General features: G+C 69.8%; 17 protein-coding genes and 1 tRNA gene. 2 read left to right on the top strand and 16 right to left on the bottom strand.

Annotation, left to right across the window (positions count from 1 at the left end; translation table 11 throughout):
* Window positions 1-62: 62 nt before the first annotated feature.
* From HEP74_RS13330 to tpiA, 3 genes are all read right to left on the bottom strand, one after another.
* Window positions 63-147, bottom strand: a tRNA-Leu gene (locus tag HEP74_RS13330).
* Window positions 148-195: 48 nt separating this feature from the next.
* A complete protein-coding gene (secG, locus tag HEP74_RS13335) occupies window positions 196-633 on the bottom strand; it encodes a preprotein translocase subunit SecG (protein ID WP_185813282.1) in 438 nt (145 codons plus the stop codon).
* Window positions 634-698: 65 nt separating this feature from the next.
* On the bottom strand, window positions 699-1,454 hold the full coding sequence (tpiA, locus tag HEP74_RS13340) for a triose-phosphate isomerase (protein WP_185813283.1): 756 nt from the start codon (window positions 1,452-1,454) through the stop codon (window positions 699-701).
* Between the two features lie 128 nt (window positions 1,455-1,582).
* Between tpiA and HEP74_RS13345 the strand changes: the two genes are divergently transcribed.
* On the top strand, window positions 1,583-2,380 hold the full coding sequence (locus HEP74_RS13345) for an SDR family NAD(P)-dependent oxidoreductase (protein ID WP_185813284.1): 798 nt from the start codon (window positions 1,583-1,585) through the stop codon (window positions 2,378-2,380).
* A 117-nt stretch (window positions 2,381-2,497) separates the two neighbouring features.
* On the opposite strand, the gene HEP74_RS13350 is transcribed toward HEP74_RS13345, so the two are convergent.
* The 5 genes from HEP74_RS13350 to trpB all read right to left on the bottom strand — a co-directional run bounded on the left by HEP74_RS13350 (window position 2,498) and on the right by trpB (window position 8,524).
* The gene (locus HEP74_RS13350) at window positions 2,498-3,436 is read right to left on the bottom strand and encodes an isopenicillin N synthase family dioxygenase (protein WP_185813285.1); all 939 of its coding nucleotides are present in this window, start codon (window positions 3,434-3,436) and stop codon (window positions 2,498-2,500) included.
* A gap of 114 nt (window positions 3,437-3,550) precedes the next feature.
* Window positions 3,551-4,900 carry a phosphoglucosamine mutase gene (gene glmM / locus HEP74_RS13355; protein ID WP_185813286.1) on the bottom strand — a complete coding sequence of 450 codons (1,350 nt, stop codon included), beginning with the start codon at window positions 4,898-4,900 and terminating at the stop codon, window positions 3,551-3,553.
* Between the two features lie 142 nt (window positions 4,901-5,042).
* Window positions 5,043-5,933, bottom strand: a complete 891-nt coding sequence (gene accD / locus HEP74_RS13360) for an acetyl-CoA carboxylase, carboxyltransferase subunit beta (protein WP_009590585.1) — start codon at window positions 5,931-5,933, stop codon at window positions 5,043-5,045.
* 412 nt (window positions 5,934-6,345) lie between these two features.
* Window positions 6,346-7,161 (bottom strand): tryptophan synthase subunit alpha, encoded by an 816-nt coding sequence (gene trpA, locus HEP74_RS13365; RefSeq protein ID WP_185813287.1) that lies wholly within the window; start codon window positions 7,159-7,161, stop codon window positions 6,346-6,348.
* Window positions 7,162-7,306: 145 nt separating this feature from the next.
* Complete coding sequence (trpB, locus tag HEP74_RS13370) at window positions 7,307-8,524, bottom strand: tryptophan synthase subunit beta (RefSeq protein WP_185813288.1); 1,218 nt, start codon at window positions 8,522-8,524, stop codon at window positions 7,307-7,309.
* A gap of 95 nt (window positions 8,525-8,619) precedes the next feature.
* Here trpB and HEP74_RS13375 point away from each other — a divergent pair, with 95 nt between their 5' ends.
* Window positions 8,620-9,525, top strand: a complete 906-nt coding sequence (locus HEP74_RS13375; RefSeq protein ID WP_185813289.1) for a LysR family transcriptional regulator — start codon at window positions 8,620-8,622, stop codon at window positions 9,523-9,525.
* 167 nt (window positions 9,526-9,692) lie between these two features.
* On the opposite strand, the gene HEP74_RS13380 is transcribed toward HEP74_RS13375, so the two are convergent.
* From HEP74_RS13380 to HEP74_RS13415, 8 genes are all read right to left on the bottom strand, one after another.
* A complete protein-coding gene (locus tag HEP74_RS13380; RefSeq protein ID WP_185813290.1) occupies window positions 9,693-10,790 on the bottom strand; it encodes a toxic anion resistance protein in 1,098 nt (365 codons plus the stop codon).
* A 47-nt stretch (window positions 10,791-10,837) separates the two neighbouring features.
* Window positions 10,838-11,557, bottom strand: coding sequence for a hypothetical protein (locus HEP74_RS13385; RefSeq protein WP_255427742.1), 720 nt, complete (start codon window positions 11,555-11,557; stop codon window positions 10,838-10,840).
* Window positions 11,554-16,899, bottom strand: coding sequence for a DNA repair ATPase (locus HEP74_RS13390; protein WP_185813291.1), 5,346 nt, complete (start codon window positions 16,897-16,899; stop codon window positions 11,554-11,556). Before HEP74_RS13390 ends, HEP74_RS13385 begins: the two co-directional genes overlap by 4 nt.
* Window positions 16,900-17,027: 128 nt before the next feature.
* Entirely contained in the window at window positions 17,028-19,016 is a 1,989-nt protein-coding gene (locus HEP74_RS13395; protein ID WP_185813292.1) for a flotillin family protein, read from the bottom strand.
* Window positions 19,013-19,708, bottom strand: a complete 696-nt coding sequence (locus HEP74_RS13400; RefSeq protein WP_185813293.1) for a hypothetical protein — start codon at window positions 19,706-19,708, stop codon at window positions 19,013-19,015. Before HEP74_RS13400 ends, HEP74_RS13395 begins: the two co-directional genes overlap by 4 nt.
* A 276-nt stretch (window positions 19,709-19,984) precedes the next feature.
* Window positions 19,985-20,647 carry a phosphoribosylanthranilate isomerase gene (locus HEP74_RS13405; protein WP_179563833.1) on the bottom strand — a complete coding sequence of 221 codons (663 nt, stop codon included), beginning with the start codon at window positions 20,645-20,647 and terminating at the stop codon, window positions 19,985-19,987.
* The gene (gene truA / locus HEP74_RS13410; RefSeq protein WP_185813294.1) at window positions 20,644-21,417 is read right to left on the bottom strand and encodes a tRNA pseudouridine(38-40) synthase TruA; all 774 of its coding nucleotides are present in this window, start codon (window positions 21,415-21,417) and stop codon (window positions 20,644-20,646) included. Before truA ends, HEP74_RS13405 begins: the two co-directional genes overlap by 4 nt.
* 308 nt (window positions 21,418-21,725) lie before the next feature.
* Window positions 21,726-23,663: a type IV pilus assembly protein FimV gene (locus HEP74_RS13415; RefSeq protein WP_255427743.1), complete on the bottom strand. Its 1,938-nt coding sequence runs from the start codon at window positions 23,661-23,663 to the stop codon at window positions 21,726-21,728.
* Window positions 23,664-24,345: the final 682 nt, after the last annotated feature.

The following is a 24,345-nucleotide window of genomic DNA, read 5'->3' on the forward strand; positions in this document are numbered from 1 at the left end:
TGGGATAGACGATCTTCCGGCAAGGGACGTGACGTTCCTGCGCAGAAACCGTAGCCAAACAATGGTGCCCAAGAGGGGACTCGAACCCCTACGACCTAAGTCGCTACCACCTCAAGGTAGTGCGTCTACCAATTCCGCCACCTGGGCTTGCGTATCGCGCGCGGCATCCCGCCGCGCAACATATTGTAACCGTCTTCAGTCTTTCTGCGATGGGGCAGGCGACTTTTGTTGTGCATTTTCCGGCGGCTGCTGCGCGGGCACCGCAGCGGCAGGTGCGGCGGCGGCCGGCGCGGTCGAGGCCGGGGCCTGCGGGATCTGCAGCTCGCCGGCCGGCGCGGCCGGCGACGGGGTCGCGGCCTGCGACATCACGCCGAGATTGGCCTCCGCGGCCGGGCGCGCGCTGTGGCCGGCATACCAGGCCATGAACAGACTGATGCCGAAGAACACCACCGCCAGCCACTTGGTCGACTTGGACAGGAAGTTGGACGCGCCGCGCGATCCGAACACGGTGCCGGACGCACCCGCGCCGAAGCCCGAACCCGCCGCCGCGCCGGAACCGCGCTGCATCAGGATCAGCGCGATCATCGCGATCGCCACCAGCACGTAGACCACATTGAGGATGACCATCAGCATTTCGAAATCCGTCCGGACAGTTGCGACTTGAGTAGCGAGCGGCCGCCAGCATGGCGACCGTTCGGTTAACGGGCGGCCGCCGCTCGCGCGATGGCCAGGAACTCTTGGGCGACCAGCGAAGCGCCGCCGACCAGCCCACCATCGACGTCCGGCTGTGCGAACAGCTCGGCGGCGTTGTCGGGCTTGACGCTGCCCCCATACAGGAGCGGCAGCGAATCAGCGATTCTAGCATCGTGGGCGGCGACTTCGCCACGGATGAAGGCGTGTACCGCCTGCGCCTGGGCCGGGCTGGCGGTGCGCCCGGTGCCGATCGCCCACACCGGCTCGTAGGCGACCACGGCCTGGGCGAAGCCCTGCGCGCCGACCAGCGCCAGCACCGGCGCCAGCTGCGCGGCGATGACCGATTCAGTCTGGCCGGCCTCGCGCTGCTCCAGGGTCTCGCCCACGCACAGGATCGGGATCAGTCCCGCATGCAGCGCCGCGGCGAACTTGCGCGCGACCAGCTCGCTGTTCTCGTGATGGTACTGGCGCCGCTCCGAATGCCCGACCAGGCCGTACTCGGCGCCGACATCGACCAGCATCGCCGCCGACACCTCGCCGGTATAGGCGCCCTTCTCGTTGCTGCTCACGTCCTGCGCGCCGAAGCGCAACGCATGGTCCTCGAAATCCTCGATCAGGTCGCCCAGGTACGGCAGCGGCGGCAGGATCACCACCTCCACGCCGTCGGCGGGCAGGCCCGCGGCCACCTCGTGCACCAGCGCTGTGGCGAAATGGCGATTGCCGTGCAGCTTCCAGTTTCCGGCTACGATCTTGCGTCGCATCGGCGCGTTCTCCGGCGAAAAAGTGCCGAAAGGATAGCCCATGCGCGGTGAGGCCCGGCGCCGCCGCCCCGCTTCGCCGCCTCCGCTGCCGCCCTGCCCCACCCTTTGCCGCCTTCTGCGAGACCGCCATGCCCCAGCCTTCCGGCCATGCCCTGATCACCGGCGCCTCCAGCGGCATCGGCCGCGAGATCGCCCGCGAATACGCGCGCCGCGGCGTGCCGCTGATCCTCAGCGCGCGGCGCGAGGCGCTGCTGCAGGCGCTGGCCGAGGAACTGCGCGCGCAGGTGCCGGTGCAGATCGTGGTCGCCGACCTGGCCGACCCGGCGGCACCGGCCGCACTGGTGGCCGAACTGGAACGGCGCGGCCTGGCGGTGCGGATCCTGGTCAACAATGCAGGCTACGGCGTGCCGGGGCGCTTTCCCGACAGCGACTGGGCCACCCACGCCGCGTTCCTGCAGGTGATGGTCGGCGCGGTCTGCGAACTGACCTGGCGCCTGCTGCCGGCACTGCGCGCCAGCGGCCAGGGCCGCATCCTCAACGTCGCCTCGTTCGCCGCGCTGGTGCCCGGCGCCGACGGCCAGACCCTGTACGCGGCGGCCAAGAGCTTCATGCTGCGCTTCAGCGAATCGCTGGCGCTGGAAAACGCTGACCGCGGCGTCAACGTCTGCGCACTGTGCCCGGGCTTCACCTGGTCCGAATTCCACGACGTGACCGGCACCCGCGAACAGATGGACAAACTACCGCGCTGGGCCTGGCTGCAGACCGCCGCGGTCGCACGCGCCGGCATCGACGGCGCCGAACACGGCCGCGTGCGGGTGGTGCCGGGCGCGTTCTACCGCGCCCTGCTGGGCCTGGTCGCATTGCTGCCGAATGCGCTGCTGCTGAAAGTGATGCGACGCGGCTCCCAACGAATCAGGCCGTTGTGAGCCGGGATTGGGGATTCGGGATTAGGGATTCGCAAGAGCGGATTCCCGAGCCGGCGTTTGTATCCGCAGCGCACGCCCCGCTTTTGCGAATCCCCAATCCCGAATCCCAAATCCCGACTATTTCAGCTTGATCTCGCGCAACCGCTCTTCCAGATAGCCCTGCGCGGTGATCGGCTCTGGGTAGCGGCTCGGGTTGTCGGCGCTGATGCACGAGGGCAACACGTCGATGACGAAATCCGGGTTCGGGTGCAGGAAGAACGGTACCGAGTAGCGCGGCTGCCGCGCCTGTTCGCCCGGCGGGTTGACCACGCGGTGGGTGGTCGAGGGATACACGTGGTTGGTCAGGCGCTGCAGCATGTCGCCAATGTTGACCACGATGGTGTCGGCGTCGGAGGTGAACGGCACCCACTCGCCTTGCTTGGACTTCACTTCCAGGCCAGCGGCGCTGGCGCCGACCAGCAGGGTGATCAGGTTGATGTCCTCGTGCGCGCCGGCGCGCACGTTGGGGATATCGTCGGCGGTGATGGGCGGGTAGTGGATCGGGCGCAGGATCGCGTTGCCCGAATCGGTCTTGTCGGCGAAGTAGTGCTCGGGCAGGCCGATATGCAACGCCAGCGCCGCCAGCACGCGCGCGCCGAGCTGGTCCAGCGCCTGGTACAGGCCGTAGCCGTGCTCGCGGAAGCCCGGCACTTCGCTCGGCCACAGGTTCGGCAGCATCACGTCGCGATATTTTGAATCCTCGCCAATCTCGCGGCCGATGTGCCAGAACTCCTTCAGGTCGAAGTGCTTGGAGTCCTTGGCGGTTTCCACGCCGAACGCGGTGTAGCCGCGCGCGCCGCCACTGCCGGGCACGTGGTACTTGCGCTTGACCTCCTCCGGCAAGGCGAAGAACGCCTTGAACACGCCATAGGCCGCATCGATCTGCGCCTGCGCGATGCCATGGTTGCGAATGCCGGCGAAGCCCCACTCGCGGTAGGCCGCGCCCAGCTCGGCGACGAAGGCGTCGCGGTCAGTGTCGAAGCGGGTGATGTCCAGGGTCGGGATGCGCGCAGTCATGGCGGTAACCGTAGTCGTGAAAGGGAAAGACGCCGCGATCAGATCAGCAGGCGGTACAGCAGGTAAAAGGTGGTCGCCTTGGCGATGACCACCACGATGCCGATGGCGATCGACTCACGCCGCGTCACGGACCGCCTCGGCGAGCTTTTCCAGGGTGTCGCGCATCAGCGCGGCGTCGTCGGCCTCGACCGTGACCCGCACCACCGGCTCGGTGCCGGACGGACGCAGGAAGGCGCGCCCGCGCCCCTGCACCGCCGCCTGCGCCGCGGCCAGCGCGGCCTGCACGCTGGCCGCCTCGGCCGGGCGCGCGCCTTGCTGCAGGCGCACGTTGACGGTCTGCTGCGGCACCTTGCGCAGGCCCTGCAGCGCCTGGCGCAGGCTCTGCCGCGAGCGCTTGAGTACCTCCAGCACCTGCAGCGCGCTGACGATGGCATCGCCGGTGGTGGCGCGGTCCAGGCACAGCATGTGCCCGGAGGTCTCGCCGCCGAGCACGCCGCCGTGCTCGACCAGCGCCTGGTGCACGTAACGATCGCCGACCTTGACCCGCAGGAACGGCAACTGCAGCGCGGCTAGGGCCTGTTCCAGCCCGTAGTTGGTCATCAGCGTGCCGACCACCGGCCCGCGCAGGCGGCCGCTGGCCTGCCAGCCGCAGGCCAGCACGTACAGCAGGTCGTCGCCGTCGACCGGGTTGCCCTGGTCGTCGGCCATCAGCACGCGGTCGCCGTCGCCGTCGAAGGCGATGCCCAGCTGTGCGCCATGCTGGCGCACGTTGCTGGCGAGGTTGTCGATGTGCATCGAGCCGACCCCGGCATTGATGTTGAGCCCGTCCGGCGCGGCACCGATCGCGATCACCTCGGCGCCCAGCTCGCGGAACAGCAGCGGCGCGATGTGGTAGGTCGCGCCGTGCGCGCAGTCCAGCACCACCTTCAGCCCGCGCAGGTCGAAACCGCGCGGCACGCTGGCCTTGCAGAACTCGATGTAGCGGCCGATCGCGTCGCGCGCGCGCATCGCCTTACCCAGACGCTCGGATTCCACCGTGGCGAACGGCGCGTCGAGCGCGGCTTCGATCGCGCTCTCGGTGGCGTCGTCGAGCTTCTCGCCCTCGGCGGAAAAGAACTTGATGCCGTTGTCGTAGTGCGGATTGTGCGAGGCGCTGATCACGATGCCGGCGTCGGCGCCGAGCGTGCGGGTCAGGAACGCCACCGCCGGGGTCGGCATCGGCCCAAGCAACTGCACATCGACACCGGCAGCGACCAGCCCGGCCTCCAATGCCGATTCGAACATGTAGCCGGAGATGCGCGTGTCCTTGCCGATCACCACCGTCGGCCGCGCAGTGCCGGCGGCGCCGGCGCCGAGCACGCGGCCCAGCGCATTGCCCAGGCGCATCACGAAATCGGCGGAAATGGCGCCCTGCCCGACCCGGCCGCGGATGCCGTCGGTGCCGAAGTACTTGCGGGTGCTCATGCGGCTGGGAATCGGGAATCGGGAATCGGGAATCGGGCAAAGCCCGGGAATTGCGTCGGCCCAACGAAACGCGCGCTCGCCGCGCAATCCATCGGCCGCGCGGGACCACGAATCCCGAATCCCGAATCCCGAATCCCGGCCGTCATGCCACCACCTCGGTCTTGGCCGGAGCCGGCTGGCGCATCATCATCGCCAGCAGTTCGGACAGGCGGTCGCGCAGTTCGCGGCGGTCGCAGATCTGGTCGATCGCGCCATGCTCGAGCAGGAACTCCGAGCGCTGGAAGCCTTCCGGCAGGGTCTCGCGCACGGTCTGCTCGATCACCCGCGGGCCGGCGAAGCCGATCAGCGCGTACGGCTCGGCGATGTTGATGTCGCCGAGCATCGCGAAGCTGGCCGAGACGCCGCCGGTGGTCGGATGGGTCAGCACCGACACGTACGGCAGGCCGGCTTCGCGCAGGCGGCCGAGCGCGGCCGAGGTCTTGGCCATCTGCATCAGCGACAACAGGCCTTCCTGCATGCGCGCGCCGCCGCTGGCGGAGAAGCACACGAACGGCGCGCCGATCTGCAGCGCGGTCTCCGCGGCCAGCGCGAAACGCTCGCCGACCACCGAGCCCATCGAGCCGCCCATGAAGGCGAAATCGAACGACGCGGCGACCAGCGGCTGCGCCTTGAGCAGGCCCTGCATCGCGATCAGCGCGTCGTACTCGCCGGTGCTCTTCTGCGAGATCTTGATGCGTTCGCTGTACTTCTTCTGGTCCTTGAATTTCAGCGCGTCGGTCGGACCCAGGCGCGCACCGATCTCGGTCGGCGTGGTGTCCGGATCGAACAGCGAGGCCAGGCGCGCGCGCGCGCGGATCGCCATGTGGTGGCCGCACTTCGGGCACACCTCCAGATTCTCCTCCAGCTCCGGCCGGTACAGCACAGCGCTGCAGTTGGGGCACTTCTCCCACAGGCCTTCGGGGACGCTGCGCTTCTTGCTGGGCGTGCTATCGGTGCGGATGCCGGAGGGCATCAATTTGCTGAGCCAACTCATGCGGAATGACGATCCAGTCGCGCGGCCCACCAGGCCGCCAAGGGGCGACAGTCTAGCGCGGAGCTAGATATCGCGCCGCAACGAGATCACGCGGGCCGCAGCGCCACGCCGGTTGATGCGCCGCAACATCCCTACCCCGTCGCCGGCGCGCAATCGCGTCGCATAGCAAGCGGGGCCTGGCCTCTGGCTTCCGGCGGGGTTAGGGGGCAAGGCATGCGCCGCTACTGGCAGGCGTGCCGTGAAGCGCCAGCCATTGGTGCGGGCCGGGGCGCGGAGCGGGCGCAGCGGCGAAGGTACGGGCGAAGCCGCGCAACCTACCCTCGTCTCCAGAAAATCCGCAGCCGAGCGCCCCACCGCAAACGCCTGCCAACCTTACCGATGGATGGCGCCAGCCGCCGGTGGATCCAGGCCCTCAGTCCTGGTCCAGCGCCTGCCGCAACGGCGCCAGGAAGGCCAGCGCGCGTTCGCGCACCGCCTCCAGGGTCGTCGCCTCGGCCAGCGCCGCGACCAGCGCGCTGCCGACCACCACGCCGTCGGCGTCCACCGCCATGGCCTTGGCGCTGGCGGCGTCCTTGATCCCGAACCCGGCCACCACCGGCACCGCCGAACGCGCGCGCAGCTGGCGCAGGCGGTCGCCGGCGGCACGGGTGTCGAGGTGGTCGGCACCGGTGACGCCGGCGAAGCTGACGTAGTACAGGTAACCGCGTGCCGCGTCGCACAACAGGCCGATGCGCGCGTCGCTGGTGGTGGGCGAGGCCAGCACGATCAGGTCCAGGCCGGCGGCGGCGAAGATCGCCAGGGTTTCGGCCGACTCTTCCGGCGGCAGATCGACCAGCAGCACGCCATCCACGCCGGCCGCCACCGCTTCCTCGGCGAAGCGTGCGGTGCCGTGGATCTCGACCGGATTGAGGTAGCCCATCAGCACCACCGGCGTGGCCGCATCGTCGCGGCGGAACGCGCTGACCGTCTCCAGCACGTAGGCCAAGCCGGCGCCGCGCGCCAGGGCGCGCTCGGAGCTGCGCTGGATGGTGGGACCGTCGGCCATCGGGTCGGAGAACGGCACGCCGAGTTCGATCACGTCGGCGCCGGCCTCGACCAAGGCATGCATCGCCGGCACCGTCGCCTCCAGCGACGGATCGCCGGCGGTGACGAACGGGATCAACGCCTTGCGCCCGGCCTGGCGCAGCGCGTTGAAGCGCGTAGCGATGCGGTTCGCGGCGCGGCTCATGCGCAGCCCTCCATCAATTGCACGGCGTCCCAGCTTCCCCAGTACATCGATGTCACGGTGCCTTCTCCGGTGTCGTAGCGAACCGCGAACCCGTGTTGCGGGTCGCGCCAAGTCAGATAAAGATCGTTGCCGCCGCCGCGCCCACTCACAGCACCATGCCTTCGCGCGCGGCGATGGTGTGCACGTCCTTGTCGCCGCGGCCGGACAGGTTGCACAGCACCAGCGCATCCTTGGGCAACTCGCGCGCCAGCTTGATCGATTGCGCCACCGCGTGGCTGGATTCCAGCGCGGCGAGGATGCCCTCGGTATGCGCCAGCAGGTGGAACGCGGCCAGCGCTTCGTCGTCGGTGATGCCCTGGTAGACCGCGCGGCCGCTGTCGGACAGGAACGCGTGCTCGGGGCCGACGCCCGGGTAGTCCAGGCCGGCGGACACCGAATGGGTTTCGATGATCTGGCCGTCGTCGTCGCAGATCACGTAGGTGCGGTTGCCGTGCAGCACGCCAGGCCGGCCGGCGGCGATCGAGGCGGCGTGGCGGCCGGTGGCGATGCCGTCGCCGGCGGCTTCGGCGCCGTAGATCTTCACCCCCGGATCGTTGAGGAAGGCGTGGAACAGGCCGATGGCATTGCTGCCGCCGCCGACGCAGGCGCTGATCGCGTCCGGCAGGCGGCCGTAGTCCTCGAGCATCTGCACGCGCGCCTCGCGGCCGACGATGGCGTTGAAGTCGCGCACCATGCGCGGATACGGATCCGGGCCGGCGACGGTGCCGATGATGTAGAAGGTGTCCTGCACGTTGGTCACCCAGTCGCGCATCGCCTCGTTCAGCGCGTCCTTGAGCGTGGCCGAGCCGGAGGTCACCGGCACCACCCGCGCGCCGAGCAGCTGCATCCGGTAGACGTTGATCTTCTGCCGCTCGATATCGGTGGCGCCCATGTACACCACGCATTCCAGACCCAGCCGCGCGGCGACTGTGGCGCTGGCCACGCCGTGCTGGCCGGCGCCGGTCTCGGCGATGATGCGGGTCTTGCCCATGCGGCTGGCCAGCAGCGCCTGGCCGATGGTGTTGTTGATCTTGTGCGCGCCGGTGTGGTTCAGGTCCTCGCGCTTGAGCAGGATCTGCGCGCCGCCGACTTCGCGGCTGAGCCGCTCGGCGTGGTAGATCGGGCTGGGCCGGCCGACGTAGTGCTTGAGGTCCTTGTCGTACTCGGCGATGAAGGCCGGATCCTGGCGCGCCTGGTCATAAGCCGCGGCCAGTTCCTGCAGCGGCCCGATCAGGGTCTCGGCGACGAAGCGGCCGCCGTAGCGGCCGAAGTGGCCATTGGCGTCGGGATAGGCGTGGAAGTCGCTGATGGGGGCGGAGGACATGGCGATCACGGCGAGTAGGACAGGCCTGCACTTTAGCGCACGCGTCGCCCGGCAAAAACCGATAAAGTCTGCGCATATCCGTCAGGAAATCTCACATGTCCAGTCTGCGCCGCCTGCCCTCGCTGAATGCCCTGCGCGCGTTCGAGGCCGCCGCGCGGCTGCGCAGCGTCGGCGGCGCGGCGGCCGAGCTGCACGTCACCCATGGCGCGGTCAGCCGCCAGATCCGGCTGCTGGAAGAGGAACTGGGGCTGGCGCTGCTGCAGCGCGAGGGCCGCGGCATCCGCCCGACCGCGGCCGGCGAGCGGCTGCGCGACGCGGCCGGCGACGCCTTCGCCCAGTTGCAGGACGCGGTGGCGGAACTGCGCCGGCCGGCGCGGCCCAGCGCGCTGGTGCTGGGTTGCCCGGGCAGCATCCTGGCGCGCTGGATGATTCCGCGGCTGCAGGCGCTGCAGCGCGACCTGCCCGCGCTGACCCTGCACCTGTCCGCGCACGAAGGCGAGTTCGGCCCCGAGCTGGACGGCCTGGACGCCGCGCTGCTGCTCGGCCAGGCGCCGTGGCCGGACGGTTGGCAGGTGCACGTGCTGGCGCCGGAGCGGATCGGCCCGGTGCTCAGCCCGGCCATGCCGCAAGCGCAGGCGCTGGCGGCCGGCCCGCCCTCGGCGCTGCTGCAACAACAGCTGCTGCACACCGCCTCGCGCCCGCAGGCGTGGCCGTCCTGGGCACAGGCGCATGGCGTGGACCCTGCCGCGCTGCGCTACGGCACCGGCTTCGAACACCTGTACTACCTGCTCGAAGCGGCGCTGGCCGGCATCGGCGTGGCGATCGCGCCGCAGCCGCTGGTCGCCGACGACCTGGCCAACGGCCGCCTGCTGGCGCCGTGGGGCTTCGCGGAGACCGGCGGCGAGTGGGCGCTGTGTGCGCGCCGGGAGCAGCAGGAGGACCCGCGGGTGCAGGCGCTGGCGCGGTGGCTGGCGGGCGAGTTGCAGCAAGGCGGCGATTGAGCGTCTTTCGCTTGTTTGCCGGGAACCAGCGCTACGGCAATGACATCGAGCAGGCGGCCCTCGGGTGCGAGGCGTTGTTGAATGTCTGTCGCGGCTGAAGCCGCTCCTACAGGGGCTCGCCGGCTGCTGAAAGGCATCGGCCGCTGCGTGCGACCGGCGCGACCGCGTCAGCCGGCAGGGGTCGGCGCGGCCAGGCGCTGCTGCAGCTCGTCGCGCAACCGCGCCAGCTCGACCTCGGCCGCGCGCCGCTGCTGCATGCCGTCGCGGTGGATCTCGCGTACCTCTTCCACCGTGGCGATCAACTGCTCGTGCACGTGGCGCAGCGTGTCCATGTCGATCACCGCGCGCTGGTTGGCGCGCGCGGTGTCCACCGAGGTCTGCCGCATCAGTTCGGCGTTGCGGCGCATGATGTCGTTGGTGGCATCGTCGATGGCGTTGGACAGCGCCGCGGCATTCTGCTGCTCGCTCAGCGACAGCTGGATCGCGAACTGGCGCTTCCACGACGGGATGGTGATGTCGCGCACGGTGTTGAACTTTTCGATCAACTGCAGCGCGTTGGCCTGGATCAGGCGGATCATCGGCAGCGCCTGGTCGGCCGCATGCTGCATCACCTGCAGGTCGCCGACGCGCTTGTCGAGCAGCCGAATGGCGGTGTCGATCTCGGCGCGCTGGCCGCGCGCCTGCGGATCGTCCTGCCCCGCCAGCGCCAGATGCTGATGCTGCAGTTCGGCCAGCCGCAGCTTGCCGGCAGCGACGTGCAGGCCCAGCTCGCGGCGTTCGGCCTGCACCATCTGGTGCATGCGGTCGAACTCGCCCACGCGCTGGCTCAGGCTCGCCTGCTGCGCGCCGACATCGCGCAGCAGCTGTTCGATCTGGCGGTTGGTGTCGCTGAATTTCTGCACCAACTCGCCCTTGGAGGCACGCAGCCGGTCGATCAGGCCGCCGATCAGCGGCACCCGCGAACGTTCACCTAGCTGGTCCAGCTTGAGCGCGCGGGCGATGCGCACCACCTCGCCGAGCTTGTCGCCGGTGGCTTCGAGATCGCGGTTGCGCACCTGCTCCAGCAACTGGCTGGAAAAGGCCGCAGTATGCGCGGCGACCTCGCTGCCGAACAGGTGCAGGCTGCCCGGAGTCAGCTCGCGCAGCCCTTGCGCAAGCGCGGCGATCTGCTCGCGATCGTCGGCCACCAGGCCCAGCGCCTTGAGCTCGGCCTCATCGGGTGTGGCCGGCGCAACCTGCGGCAGCAGCGGATTTTCCTGGGTCATCGTGCTTCTCTCCTTCGATAGCGGGACGCGGCGGCTCGGGCGCAGGCTCAGCGCAGTCTAGCCCGCATCGCCTGGAGTTCGGCCAGGATGCGCTGCTGCGCCTGCGCGGCGCGGGTGGTGTGGGCCGCGCCATGCGCCGCCTGCAGCGCCGACTCGGCCTGGCGCCATGCCGGCAGCAGCACCTCGCGGATATGTCGATAGCGCTGCAGCAACTCGTTGCCCTGCTGTTGCAGCAGGCGCCACTGCGCGGCCTCCAGCCGCCAGGCGGCGGCGACGCGCTGCAGGTGATCCAGGCGCCGGCTCCAGGCCTCGGCCAGTTGCGTGCCGCTCGCCGGCACCGACACGGCGGCGATCCAGCGTTCGAGCGCGGCGACGCCGGCATCCGCCGCAGCAACCATCGCGCCATGACCATCGAGACGCTGCTGCAATCCGGCCGCCTGCTGATCGGCGCGCAGCAGCACCACGCCCATCTGCGAACTCAGGGTCTCGGCCTCGGCCTGCGCTTCCAGGTCGCGCCCGAGCAGCCGCCCGAGCACGCCGCTGGCGCGACGGATGCGCTGCGGATCGCGCGCTTGCAGCGCCTGCTGGATGTGCTCCAGCTCGCGGACCAGCGCGGCACCGCCATCGGCTGCGGTGTCGCGCTGCGCCAGCGCCTGGCCGACGGCGTCCAGCAACGGCGCCGCGTAGCTCGCCGCGGCCTGGGCGTCGCCCATCTGCAGCGGCGCGGCAGGCGGCTGCGGCAGCGCCGGGGCGATGTCCGCGCTCACGCCGGGCCGGGCTCCGGATCGTCGCCGCGCGCGGCCCCGGCCTCGCCGTAGAAATGCCGCGCCAGCGCTTCGTCGAGTTGGCGTTCGGCCAGCGTGCGCGGGCGGCGCTCGCGCGGCGCGACCGCGGCCGGCGGCGCCGGCTCGCGCAGATAGGCGCGGACTGCCTCGGCCAGGCCCGCGAGCGCCTGCCCGGCCTGGGCGTGGCCTTCGTGCGAGCGCGCCAGCGCGTCCAGCAACGGCTGCAATTCAGGCATCGGCGGCGAAGCAGGCGGCGGCGCCGAAGCGGATTCGGAAACGGCAGGGGCCGGCAGCGCACGCTCGCGCTCGGCCAGCACCTGCTGCAGCAGCGCCAGCATCTGCTCCCAGCGCTGTTGCGCCGATGCGGGTTCCTCGCGCAGCACCTGCAGGCCGCTGGCGATGTCGGCCAACTGCGCCACCATGCGTCCGCCGACATCGGCCTCGTCCGCGCCCATCGCCTTGTTGCGCAGGAAATCGCGCTTGATCTGTTCCCAGCGCGCCAGGTCCTCGGCGCCCATCGCGCCGCGCAGTTCGGCCAGCTTGAGCAGGTTTTCCTCGGCACCGCTGGTCAGCAATTGCGCCTCGCCCAGGTAGTGGTCGGAGATCAGCTGCTGCAGCTCGGCCTCGTTCATCACCGGCGAGATCTTCTCCGCCAGCTTGTTCATGTTGCGGTAGCTGCCCTGCAGCCGGAACGGCGGCTCGCTGCGGTAGCGATCGTCCTGCGCGGCGCTGGCGATGTACTGCTGGTTGACCCGGTAGACCACGTCGCGCACGCGCAGCATGCGCTGCAAGGTGGCGACGATCTCGTTGATCTCCGCGCCGCTGTAGGCGTGGCTCAGCGCATTGGTGGAAATCTCCTTGCCGCGCGCGCGCTCGACCAGCAGGTACAGATCGGCCAGCTCGCGGGTGGCCAGCGGCGCCAGCACCGGATTGGAGGTCAGGCTGTTCTCGATGTAGCTGAGCACGAACGCGTCCTCCATGCCGCCGAGCACGTCGCCCAGGTTGTAGACGTCGGCGCGGTTGGCGAGCATGTCCGGAATCTTGAACACCTCGCCGGACTCGGTGTACGGATTGCCGGCCATCACCACGCAGAACTTCTTGCCGCGCATGTCGTAGGTGCGGGTGCGGCCCTTCCACACGCCCTCGATGCGGCGGGTGCCGTCGCACAGCGAAATGAACTTCTGCAGGAATTCCGGATGGGTGTGCTGGATGTCGTCGACATACAGCATGGTGTTGTTGCCCATCTCCAGCGCCAGGTTGAGCTTGAGCAGTTCCTGCCGCGAGGTGGCGTCCGGCGCCTGCGCCGGATCCAGCGAGCGCACCGCGTGCCCCAGCGCCGGGCCGTTGATCTTCATGAAGACCAGGCCGAGGCGGCTGGCCACGTATTCCATCAGCGTGGTCTTGCCGTAGCCCGGCGGCGAGATCATCAGCAACAGACCCATCAGGTCGCTGCGCTTGTTCTCGCCGACGGTGCCCATCTGCTTGGCCAGGTTGTCGCCGATCACGCCCAGATAGACTTCGTTGATCAGCTTGTTGCGCACGAACGAGGACAGCGGCCGCGCCTTGAACTCGGACAGGCGCAGCTGCTCGCGTTCGCGCACGATGATCTGCTGGCGCAAGGCCTGGTAGTGGCGGAAGCCCGGCACGAAGGTTTGCTCGTGGCGGTGCAGGCGCGCCAGGAAATCGTCGATGGCGATGGTCAGGCGGCCGCCCTCGATGCGCGGATGCTCGCCGAGCAAGCCCTCCACCGTGGTCATCAGCAGCACCTCGCTGTGCTGGCTGCGCAGCCGCGAGGCCAGCAGCACGATCGCCACCGCTTCCGGCACGTAGCCGGCATAGGCGACGAAGCGCGGATCCTGGCACAGGCCGTGCAGCCAGTGGCTGGCCAGGGCCCAGCCGGCGGCGAGCTGGCCGCGCACGCGCTCCAGCGAACGATCGAACTCTTCGCGCAGGCCGGCCTCGCCCAAGCGCGTATGCAAGGCGTCGAGCAGCTCGCGCGCGTGGCGGCTGAGCGGGAAGGTCGGCTCGCCCAGCGCCAGCTCGGCGGCCAGATAGGCGGCGGAGGCCGCCGCGTGGCCGCCATCGAACGGCAGCAGGCTATCGTCGATGAAGCGCTGCAGCGCCTGCTGCATCTCGGCCTGCAGCGCCTGGCGGCCCTCGCCTGCGCCGAACAGGCGGAAGATCGCATCGGCGCCGGCTTGCCGCGCGACCCACGCCGCGACCGCAGCGTCGCGCTGGCGCTCGGCCCAGAACGCCATCGCCAGCGCGCGCGCGGCCGGCGCATGCACCAGCGTGCCGGCCGCCTGATGCAGCGGCAGCAAGGCCTGCAGGATGCGCGTGGCGTCGTGGTCGTGGATGCCGCGCTCGTAGCCTTCGCGATAACGCGGCGCGGCGAAATCGCGCACGCTGCGGGCCAGCGCGTCGGGCGTGGCCGCCTGCTGCTGCAGGCCAGGCAGGTCGAGTCCGTCGCGGCCGGCCAGCGCGGCTTCGAGCAGGCTGCCGGCCAGGTATTCGCCGCGGTACAGGTCCGGCGATTCCGAATCCAGCGTCACCTGCCAATAGGCGCGCGTGGCCTCCAGTGCGGCGTCGTGCAGCGGCTCCAGATAATCGGTGCCGGTGAGGTGCAGGGCCAGTCCGTCCTCGCGCGGCAACAGGGTCAGGTCCAGCGCCTGGGTGTTGACGCTGAAGCGGTGCCGCGGGCCGAGCCGGACCACGTTGCCGCCGGACTCGAACAACTCGCTGCGGTCGCGCAAGGCGCGCACCGCCTGGTCGCGCACGCCCTTCAGCCGCGCCTCGACATCGTCGGCCTTGACGCTGTCGCGGTAGCCGCGCAGGCGTTCGGCCAGTTCGCGCAGCTTGAGGATCAGCGGATCGCCGGCGAAGAAGGCATTGAGTTCGTCGGCCGTGGCGAAGCGTTCGGTGCGCCTGGGCAGGCCATCGAGGATGCGCGTGGCGGCGTCGAGCAGCGAGCGCGCCTTGCGCTGGCGCTCGTCGAGCAAGGCCTGCTTGTGGCTGTCGAAGGCCTCGATCAGTTCCTCGCGCTTGCTGAGGATGTCGCCGAGGAACTGCTCGTGTTCGCCGAACTGGCTCTCCAGTTCCTCCAGCTGCAGCAGCAACCGCGACAGCTGCTCGTCGGCGCGCTCGGGATCGGTGGACAAGGACAGCGCGCTGGTGATGGCCTGGCCGAACAGCGCGAACTGCGCCGCGAACTGGGCCACGCTCTCGGCCGAGCCCAGGGTCTTGCGCCGCTGCTCGGCGCGGGCGCGCGCCTGATTGAGCCGCGCATAGACTTCGGACAGGGTTTCGACCACGCGGGTGCGCTCGGTGGCGTCGTCGACCTTGAGCCCGGCCATCAGCTCGGAGAGCAGGTCCAGGTCGTTGGACAGCGCCTGCATCGCCTGCAACTGTTCGGACAGCGCGCGCGCGGTGTCCGCCGCTTGCGCCGCCGCGTCCAGTTCGGCCAGGCGTGCGTTCAACGGCGCCAATGCGGTCTCGCTGCCGAGGAAGCGGCCGGTGGCCGCGCCGACCGTCTCGTGCGCCTGCTGCAGCGCCGCCCCCATCGCATCGATCGCCGCGGTATCGATGTAGCGGTATTCGCGGATCGTCAGCAGTTGACCGCGCTGGGCGGCGATGGCATTGAGCGGCTCGACGAACTCCTGGATTCCAGTCCAGTTTTCTGGCTGCAGCCGTGCCAGCAGCGCCTTGTGCGCGGCGACGGCGTCGACCATCGCCTGCTCGGACTGCTGGCGGATCGACAGCACCTTCTCGTATTCGTCGAGCACTGCTTCGCCGGTGGCGCTGATGCCGCGCAGCACGCCGCCGAGACCGCCGCAGTGTTCGTCGTCCAGCCAGTGGTGGGCGTCGAACAGGCGCCGCGCGTCCTCGACCAGCAGCTCGTAGCGTTGCACCGAGACCTCGTCGTGCTCGATCGCGCGCGCCAGCCCGAACAGGTTGGAGATGCCGCGCACCAGTTCGGCGTTGCCGATGCGGCCGAGGAAGCTGTTGCCCGGCGCGCGCCTGGCGGCGAATTCGTCGCTGCTGAACGGGGTCTGCCAGACCTGCATCGGATGGATCCGGGTCGGCTCGGTGCCTTCGGCATGGAACAGCACCATGCGCCCGTCCTGCAGCAGCGCATAGCCGTGGCCGAACACCGGGTTCTGCAGCGCGCGGCGGATGGTGTTGTAGACGAATAGCGCCGACTTGCCGCCTTCGCGCTCGTAGAAGATGTACAGCACGTCCTCGCCGTTGGGCGAGCGGATCGCGCGCTTGAACTGCATGCCGTCCATCGCCGCGTCGAACGCCTTGTGGTCGCCGTTCTGCAGGTAATAGCCGCCGGGGAAGATGATGCCGTGGTCCTCGGGCAACTGCACGCAGGCCTGCACGATGGCGTCGTTGCGCACGATACGGCCGCTGAGCGTGTTGTAGATCAGCCCGCGCCATTGCGTCTCGCGGTACGGCAGCACCTTGAGCAGGACCAGGGTGCCGACCCGCGCGAAATCGAACTGCGCGTCGTCCAGCGACTGGGTCTTGTCCTCGACCGGCTCGCTGTAGATGCCCTGCCCGGTCTCGGTGTTGTTCTCGACCTTGATCGTCAGGTCGCCGCCGATGGTCTCCACGAACAGGGTGTCGAGGATGTTCAGGTGCGAATGGCGGCCGTTCACCGCCATCTCGCGGGTGGCGCGGGTCCATTCGAAATCGAACGGCGGCGGCAGCGCGATGTCGCGTTCGCCGCGCGCGTCGATGTAGCTCAGCTCGCCGGCTCTGTCGATCGCCCAGCGGAACACGCGCACGTCGGCGCTGCGCTCGCCGATCTGGAACGACGCCAGCAGCTTGCCGCCGATGACGATCAGCTGCAGCAGCCGCGCGTGCTTGTAGTAGGCGTACAACTCGCCGAAGTCGTGCACGAAGCCGGGCTGGCCGAGGAAACTGCCGGCCAGGTCGATCGGGCTGACGTCGTAGCCGTCGGCGCCCTCGACCAGCCGGTACAGGCCGAACACGTCCTCGATGCGGGTCTGGTTCTTGAGCCCGAGGAACACGTTGTAGCCGAACAGCAGCATGTCCTGGCCGACCTGCACGATGTCGCGGCCGACGCAATTGTTCTCGGTACGGATGCGGAAGCGCCCGACCACCTCGAGCCGGCTGTCGCCGAATTCCTGCAGGCGCTGCGCGTTGAGCGCCTCGACCGCTTCGTGCAGGCGCGCGCCCTGCTCGACCAGGCGCCGGCGCAGCACGTCGTAGGCGCCGCCCTGGGCGACGGCCTGGTCGACCTGGGACGTATTGGCGCCCTCGGGCTGCGGATCGGTCGGGGATTGGGTTGCTGCCATCGTCAACGGCTCCTGCCGGCTTGCATGCGGCCGGCGCGCGTCGCCGCGCGCCGTGTTCTCAGCGGGGTCCGGCGGCACGCGGCCGCCGCTGGATCGCGCAGCGCGCGCGGATCAGCCCTCGTCCAGGCTCACGGCTGCGCGACGGGCAGCGCGACGGCGCCCTCCGCCGCCACCGGCTTGTGCCGCTCCACGCCCAGGTAGCGCTGCATCAGGTCCTGCACGATCGGACTCTTGTCGGCCAGGCCCTCGATCGACTTGCCGAGCGAGACCGCCTTGATCAGGTTCTCGAACATGCCGCCGTCGCCGCCGACCAGGTCGATATCGGCATTGCGCAGCGCGCTGGCGATGACCTCGGCGTTTTCCTTGGACACTTCCTTGCCGGCCTCGATCGAGGCCAGCGCCTGCTTGAGGCTGGTGTCGAGCATCATCCGGAACTCCTCGTGGCCGCGCGCGGTGTCGCTGAGCGCGCCGATCGCCTCGAACTTGCGGGTCAGGCCCTCGGCCTCGGCGAACAGGCGCTTCTCGACCACGTTCGCCTCGGCCAGGCCGATCGACTCGGCCGCGCTGGCCTTGGCCTTGCCCATCTGTTCCTCGCCCTGCGCCTTGGCCTGCAGCGTCTCGGCCAGCACGCGCGCATCGTTGCTGCCCTGCTTGAAGCTGGCGTCGGCCTTGGCCTCGATCACCCGCGCCTCGGCGATGCCCACCTTCTCGATCGCCAGCGCCGAGGCTTCCTTGACCTGCGCGTCGGCCAGGCCGGGCGCGGCCTTTTCGGCGCGCATGCCGTCGGCGAGCAGCTTCTTGGCTTCGGCCTGCTTGCCCGCGGCCTCGTGTTCGGCCTGGGCCAGGGTGGTCAGTTCGACCGCGCGGTGCTTGGCCGCGGTCTCGCTTGCCTGCGCTTCCTTGACCTGGCGCACCAGCTGTTCCTGCGCCTTGGCCTCGGCTTCCAGGATCGTCACCTGCTTGTGCCGGTCGGCCTCGGCCACTTCGCGCACTTCCTTGATCCGCTCCTCTTCCTGGGCCACGGTCTTGTCGATGGCGATGCGCTCGCGGGTGATGTTGGCCACGTCCATCTTGCCGTTCTCCACCACCTTGTCGCGCTCCACGCCCTGCAGCTGGACCTCGCGATCGGTGGTGACCTGCTCCAACTGGCGCGCGCGTGTCACCCGCTCGACCTCGATGGCGACCGCGCGCTGGCGGTTCTGTTCGGCGACCTCGACCTCGCGCATGCGGTTCTGCTCGCGGATGTCGATCAACTGCTGCGCCTCGATGCGCGCGTTCTCCGACAGCTGGCGCTGTTCTTCCTGCACCTTCAGCGTCTCGGCCTGTTCGCGCGCGCGGATCGTGTCGACCTCGCGCTTCTGCCGCGCCTCGGCCTCGGCCTGCTGCCGCTCCAACGCCAGCAGCGCCTCGCGCGCTTCCACGTTCTTCTTGGTGATCGCCAGCTTCTCGTTCTGCTCCAGCTCGTTGGTCACCACGTTCTGGGTGGCGGTCAGCTCGGTGATCTTGCGGATGCCCTCCGCGTCGAGGATGTTGTGCGGATCCAGCAGCGACTTCGGCGTCTGTTCCAGATAGTCGATCGCCACGTCCTCGAGCACATAGCCGTTGAGGTCGTTGCCGATCACCGCGATGATCTCGTCGCGGAATTCCTGGCGCTTCTCGAACAGCTCGGTGAACTGGAACTTCTTGCCGACCGTCTTCAGCGCCTCGGAGAACTTGGCGTTGAACAGCTCGTCGACCGCATGCTTGTCCGAGGCGCGGTCGGCGCCGATCGCCTTGGCCACGCGCAGCACATCGGCCTGGGTCTCGTTGACCCGCAGGTAGAACGCGACGGCGATGTCGGCGCGCATGTTGTCGCGGCAGATCAGGCCTTCCTTGCCGCGGCGATCGACCTGCAGGGTGATCAGGCTGATCCGCATCAGCTCGGCGCGATAAAGCACCGGCACGATCAGCGCGCCGGTGAAATGCACCTTCGGCGTCGAACTCATGTCGTTGACGATCAACGCCACGCCCTGGTCGACCTTGCGGTAGAACGCCTTGAACAGGCCGGCCAATCCCAGCAGCAGCACCAGCAGGATGCCGACGCCGATCAGAAACGGCGCCATCGTCGCAAAACTCATCGGTGGATCTCCTTATCGCCCGCAATCAGGCTGTGGGGTAACGGCGAACCCGGCTGATCCTGCTCGCGGGCCACCAGGTAATGATTGTGCGCATGCACGTAGTCGACCAGCACGACGCGCTCGCCGCGCAGGTACTGGCTGCCGGCCGGCGCGCGCACCTGCAGCACCAGTCCGGCGCCGCCGTCGTCGACATTGGCGTAGCCGCTGCCGGCATCGACGCGCGGCGAGGCGATCACCCCGACCTTGCCGAGCAGCGACTGCTGCGCGACCGGACGCAGCTTCAGCAGCAGGCGCCGCAGCGGCCGCAGCATCCACGAGGTCAGCGGCACCGCCGGCACCAGCGCCAGCAACGCGACCGCACTGCCCAGGCCCCAGCGCAGCCCGTCCGGCAATGCCTGCAGCAGGAACAGATGCGCGAAATAGGTGCCGGTCCAGGCCCAGAACGACAGCAACGCCACCACCAGCATCAGCGGCGCGCCGCCCAGGCCGAGCCGCGCGAAGATGCCGGAAATGCCATGCAAGCCGTGCTCGGCGCCGTGCGCGCCATCCACATGCAGATGCAGATGCCCGTCAGCGAGGTGGTGATCGGCAATGCCGGTCGCGGCCAGCAGCCAGTAGATCGCCGAGAACCCCAGCAAAATGCTGTACGGCAGCGTGGGAAACCCCAGTGCGACGCTCAAGAACTCGGCCATTCCCTCTATCCATCCCTGTGCGGGCAGCGCACACCGCCATCGGGCGCGTACGCTGTCGCTTCATCCTCATCGGCCGGCAGCGCGCATCACGCGCGGCGCGGCATCGCCGACCGACCCCTGGCCCGGATCATACGATAAAGGCGTGACCGCACCCAGCGCGGCGCAAGCGCCATGGCGGTGGCGCGTCTGGATCTGGCGGCGCGCGGAGCGGCCGATTGCGCAGCCATACTGCTGCGTACGCGGCCTTGGCGACCTAGCGTGGCGGCGCAGTCCGCTCTAGCAGTTGGTGTTCAACTCGTGGCAATCGGCGCGGCGCACTTCCTCGACGAACTTGCGCATCTTGTGCCCGTCCTTGATGCCCGGCTGGCTCTCGATGCCGCTGGACACGTCCACGCCCCACGGCAAGGTGGCGATGATCGCGTCGAACACGTTGTCGGAGGTGATGCCGCCGGCGAGCAGGAACGGCCGGTGCAGGCCGGTGGGCAGGCGCGTCCAGTCGAAGGTCTTGCCGGAGCCGCCGCTCTCGCCCGGGGCGTGGCTGTCGAACAGGAAGCCCGCCGCGTTCGGGTACTGCAACTGCAGGGTGCGCGCGTTGATGTCGCTGCCGCCCATCGGTACCGCTTTCAGGTACGGCAGGTTGAAACCGCGGCAGAAGCCGTCGTCCTCGTCGCCATGGAACTGCAGCAGGGTCGGCCGCACCGTGCGCAGCACTTCGCGCACCTCGTCCTTGGGGTTGTCGCGGAACAGCGCGACCACGTCGACCATCGGCGAGGCGGCCTGGCGCATCGCGCGGGCTTCGGCCGGCGCCACCCGCCGCGGGCTGCCGTGGGCGAACACGAATCCCACCGAATCCACCCCAAGTTCGCCCGCCAGGCGGATGTCGCCGGCACGGGTCATGCCGCAGAACTTGATGCGGGTGCGATACAGGGTTCGATTCATAGGGTGACCTCGGCCGGTAGCTTCCAGATATCGGGGTAGAGAGGACCGACGAAGACCAGTCCCTGCGGCGGCGCCGTCGGGCCGGCGACGCTGCGGTCGCGCCCGGCAAGCAGTTCGCCGATCCAGGAAACCGGCTTCTCGCCCGTTCCTACCATGATTAAGGAGCCTACGATATTGCGCACCATGTGATGAAGGAATGCATTGGCCTGGACCTGGACCTCGACGACCTCGCCGATCCGGGTCACCGCGATCGCCTGCAGCTCGCGCCGCGCATGCAGCGCCTGGCACTGGATGCTGCGGAACGCGCTGAAATCCTGCTCGCCCAGCAACGCCTGCGCGGCGGCATGCATCGCCTCGGCCTGCAGCGGCCGCCGCTCCCAGCTCAACGTCTGCCGGTACAGCGCCGGGCGTACCTGGCGGTTGAGCAGGCGGTAGCGGTAGCGCCGCGCGCGCGCCGAGAAGCGCGCGTGGAAATCGTCCGCGGCCGGCACGCACCAGCGCACGCACACCGACGCCGGCAAGCGCGCGGTGGCGCCGAGCATCCAGCCGCGCGGCGCGCGCGGCGCATCGCAATCGAAATGCACGACCTGGCATTCGCCGTGCACGCCGGCGTCGGTGCGCCCGGCGCAGACCACGCTCACCGGCGTATCGGCCACCGACGACAGCGCCGCCTGCAGCGCCGCCTGCACGCTCGGCCCGCCGGATTCGCCGAGCTGCTGCCAGCCCTGGAACTCGCTGCCGTCGTATTCCACGCCCAGCGCATAACGCATCGCGCCCTACTCCGTCACAACGCGCAATGCGGGCCGCAGCGGCCACGGCGCTGCGCTGCGGCACGCTAGCGCATATGGGTTCGTGCGAGGCCCAGCGGCGCTCGCCGCGGGCGGGCGCAACCGCGGCAACAGCGCAGCCGCGATGCAGGTCCCCGGCGCCGCCATGCTTGCCTCGCGCGCCAGCCGGGACAGCGCCTGGCGGCGTGTCGGCGGCATCATCGCAAGGTCGAGGAGGTGTTCGCGCATCGTCGCATTCCCTGTCGAGGCAGCGCGGCGGCGGCGACTGCGCCGCACGCCGCCTGCGCGCATCAGCTCAAGCGGGCCAGCAGTTGCTGGGCTTCGGCACGCGCCGCCGGATCGCCGCCGGCCGCCACTTCGGTCAGCAGGGTGCGCGCGGTTTCGTTGTCGCCCAGGTCCATGTAGGCCACTGCCAGCTCCAGGCGCTCGCGGCCGATCGGCGGATACGCGGGCGTCGGTTCGACGCTCGATTCGGCGGCGGCAGGCAGATCGCCCTGGTGCCAGGTCGGCTCCTGGCGCTCTGCAAGCACCGGCGCGACCGGCGTCGGCGCCGACACCGACGGCGGCTGCCGCCATGGTTCGTCGGCATCGAGCGGCGACTGCGTCGCCGGCGCGACCTCGGCGTCGGGCTGTAGCGCGAACTGCGGATGCTCCGCGGCAGGCGCAACGTCGGCGTCGGCTTCGTCGTGACGCGGCGCATGGCCGGCAAGCTCGCGCTCGAATGCGTGGTTCTGGTACGCCCGGTCTTCGTCGGCCGCGTCTTCGGCCAGTTCGCGCTCGTGTTCGTCCAGCGGCGGCAGGTCCGGCGCGTCCACCTCGCGATGCGCCACCACCGGCACCGCCGCGGCCAGTTCCGCCGCGTCGTAGCCATGCCGCGGCAACGGCGGCAACGGCGAAGGCTTGCGCCGGCGCGACAGCAACAGCGCGCCGATGCCCAGCACCAGCAGCGCCAGCCCGCCCCACAGCCACAGCGGCCAGCCGTTGGAGGCCGCGGCCGGCGCGGGTTGCGCCTGCGCCTGGGTCTGCCCGGATTGCGCCAGGCGCTTCTGCGCCGCGGCCAGGTCGCTGTCCTTCAGTGCGATCAGTTGCTGCTGCTGGGCCTTGAGCTTTTCCAGCTGTTCGACCCGCGAGCGCAGTTCCTGGACCTCGGCATCGCGTGCCGCGAGATCTTCGCGCGCCTGCTGCAATTGTTGAGTCGCCACCATGTCTCCCTCGTCGCCGGCACCGGTGCCGGACTTGGTTCCTGCGTTGTCGCGCTGCGCCGGCACCGCCGGCGCGATTTCCAGGCGTGCGCCCGACGCCGCCGTGGCCGTCGCGGCGGCGGGTTTGGCGGCGGCCGGCGCAGGCGCATCGACCTGCTGCGCCTGTGCCGGCTGCGGCACCGGCGCACGCGCCTGGCGCCATTGTGCGGCCTGTTCGCGGACGATGGCGGTGGCCGCAGCGGCATCGATGCTGGCCAGTTCTTCCTGGCGCGGCGTGCGCAACACCGCGCCCTGCTTGAGCAGGTTGACGTTGCCGCGGATGAACGCATCCGGGTTGGCGCGCAGCAGCGCGACCATGGTCTGGTCCAGCGAGTGGCCGCCGCTGCGCGCCAGTTGCCCGGCGATCTGCGACAGGGTCTGCCCGCGCTGCACCGGCGCCAGCGCATCGCCCGGCGCCGCCGCGGGCGCCGGGACGCTGCGGACCGGCGTGGCGGGAGCGGCCGACAGCGCAGGCGGCGGGGTGTTGGCGACCGCTGGCGGCGCCGTTGCCGGCCCCGGCAACGGCTCGCTGCGGACGATGCGGTCGGACGGCGCGGCAGCGGCCGGGGCGTCGATCGCCGGCGCGTCGATCGCCGCGGCGGTGTTCGGCGCGTCGAGCAACGCCGAATATTCGCGGATCAACCGGCCCTGGCCCCAATCGACCTCGATCAGGAAGCTCAGCGACGGCACCTCCACCGGCATCTGGCTGCTGACGCGGATCACCGCGCGACCCTGGTTGGTCTGCGCGAAGCGGAACTGCAGGCTCCCGACCAAACCGTCCGGGCGCTCCAGCCCGACCCGGGCGAAGGTCGCCGGCGAGGCCAGCGCGACGCGTGCGTTTTCCAGCTCGCCCGGTTCGTTGGAGATCACCGGGATCTCGGCCAGGAACGGCTGGCCGGGTTTGGACAGGACGCGGATGTCGCCCAGTCCCAGCGCCAGCGCGGCCTGGCTGCAGGCCAGCAACAGCAGCGCGCACGCCGCGCGCAAGCCGCGGCTCGTGCCAAATGGAATGGAAATGCCTGCGCCGCCATTGCGGCGGCGGAAGAAGCGTGGTTGTAGGCGCATCACGCCCCTGCCCTTGGTGTCATGGCGTGCAATATAGCCGTTGCCCTTTGGATTGTGGCGTTCGTCTACGCGGCTGTGCGACGGGACCCTTGCAGCAACGCGTCGCCTTGCTCCCCTTCTCCCATCGGGACCACGGCCCCCTTTTGGGGGGAAGGTGCCCCGAAGGGGCGGATGAGGGTAAGGGCGAAGCCTCGTAGGATCGAAACAGTACGAGGGCTTCGCTCCGTACCCTCACCCCTACCCCTCTCCCGATGGGAGAGGGGGTCTTGGCTTCGGTTGTTGTGTTGCACGCTCGGGCAGCCATCCCTTCTCCCACCGGGAGAAGGTGCCCCGAAGGGGCGGATGAGGGTACGAGCGAAGCCTCATGCAATCGAAACAGTGCGAGGGCTTCGCTCCGTACCCTCACCCCCGGCCCCTCTCCCGAGGGGAGAGGGGAGTCTCGGCTTCGGTTGTTGTGCTGCGCGCTCGGGCAGCCATCCCTTCTCCCACCGGGACCACGGCCCCCTTTTTGGGGGAAGGTGCCCCGAAGGGGCGGATGAGGGTACGGGCGAAGCCTCGTGGGATTGAAACAGTGTGAGGGCTTCGCCCCGTACCCTCACCCCCG

Source organism: Xanthomonas sp. SS (genome assembly GCF_014236835.1).
Classification (GTDB): domain Bacteria; phylum Pseudomonadota; class Gammaproteobacteria; order Xanthomonadales; family Xanthomonadaceae; genus Xanthomonas_A.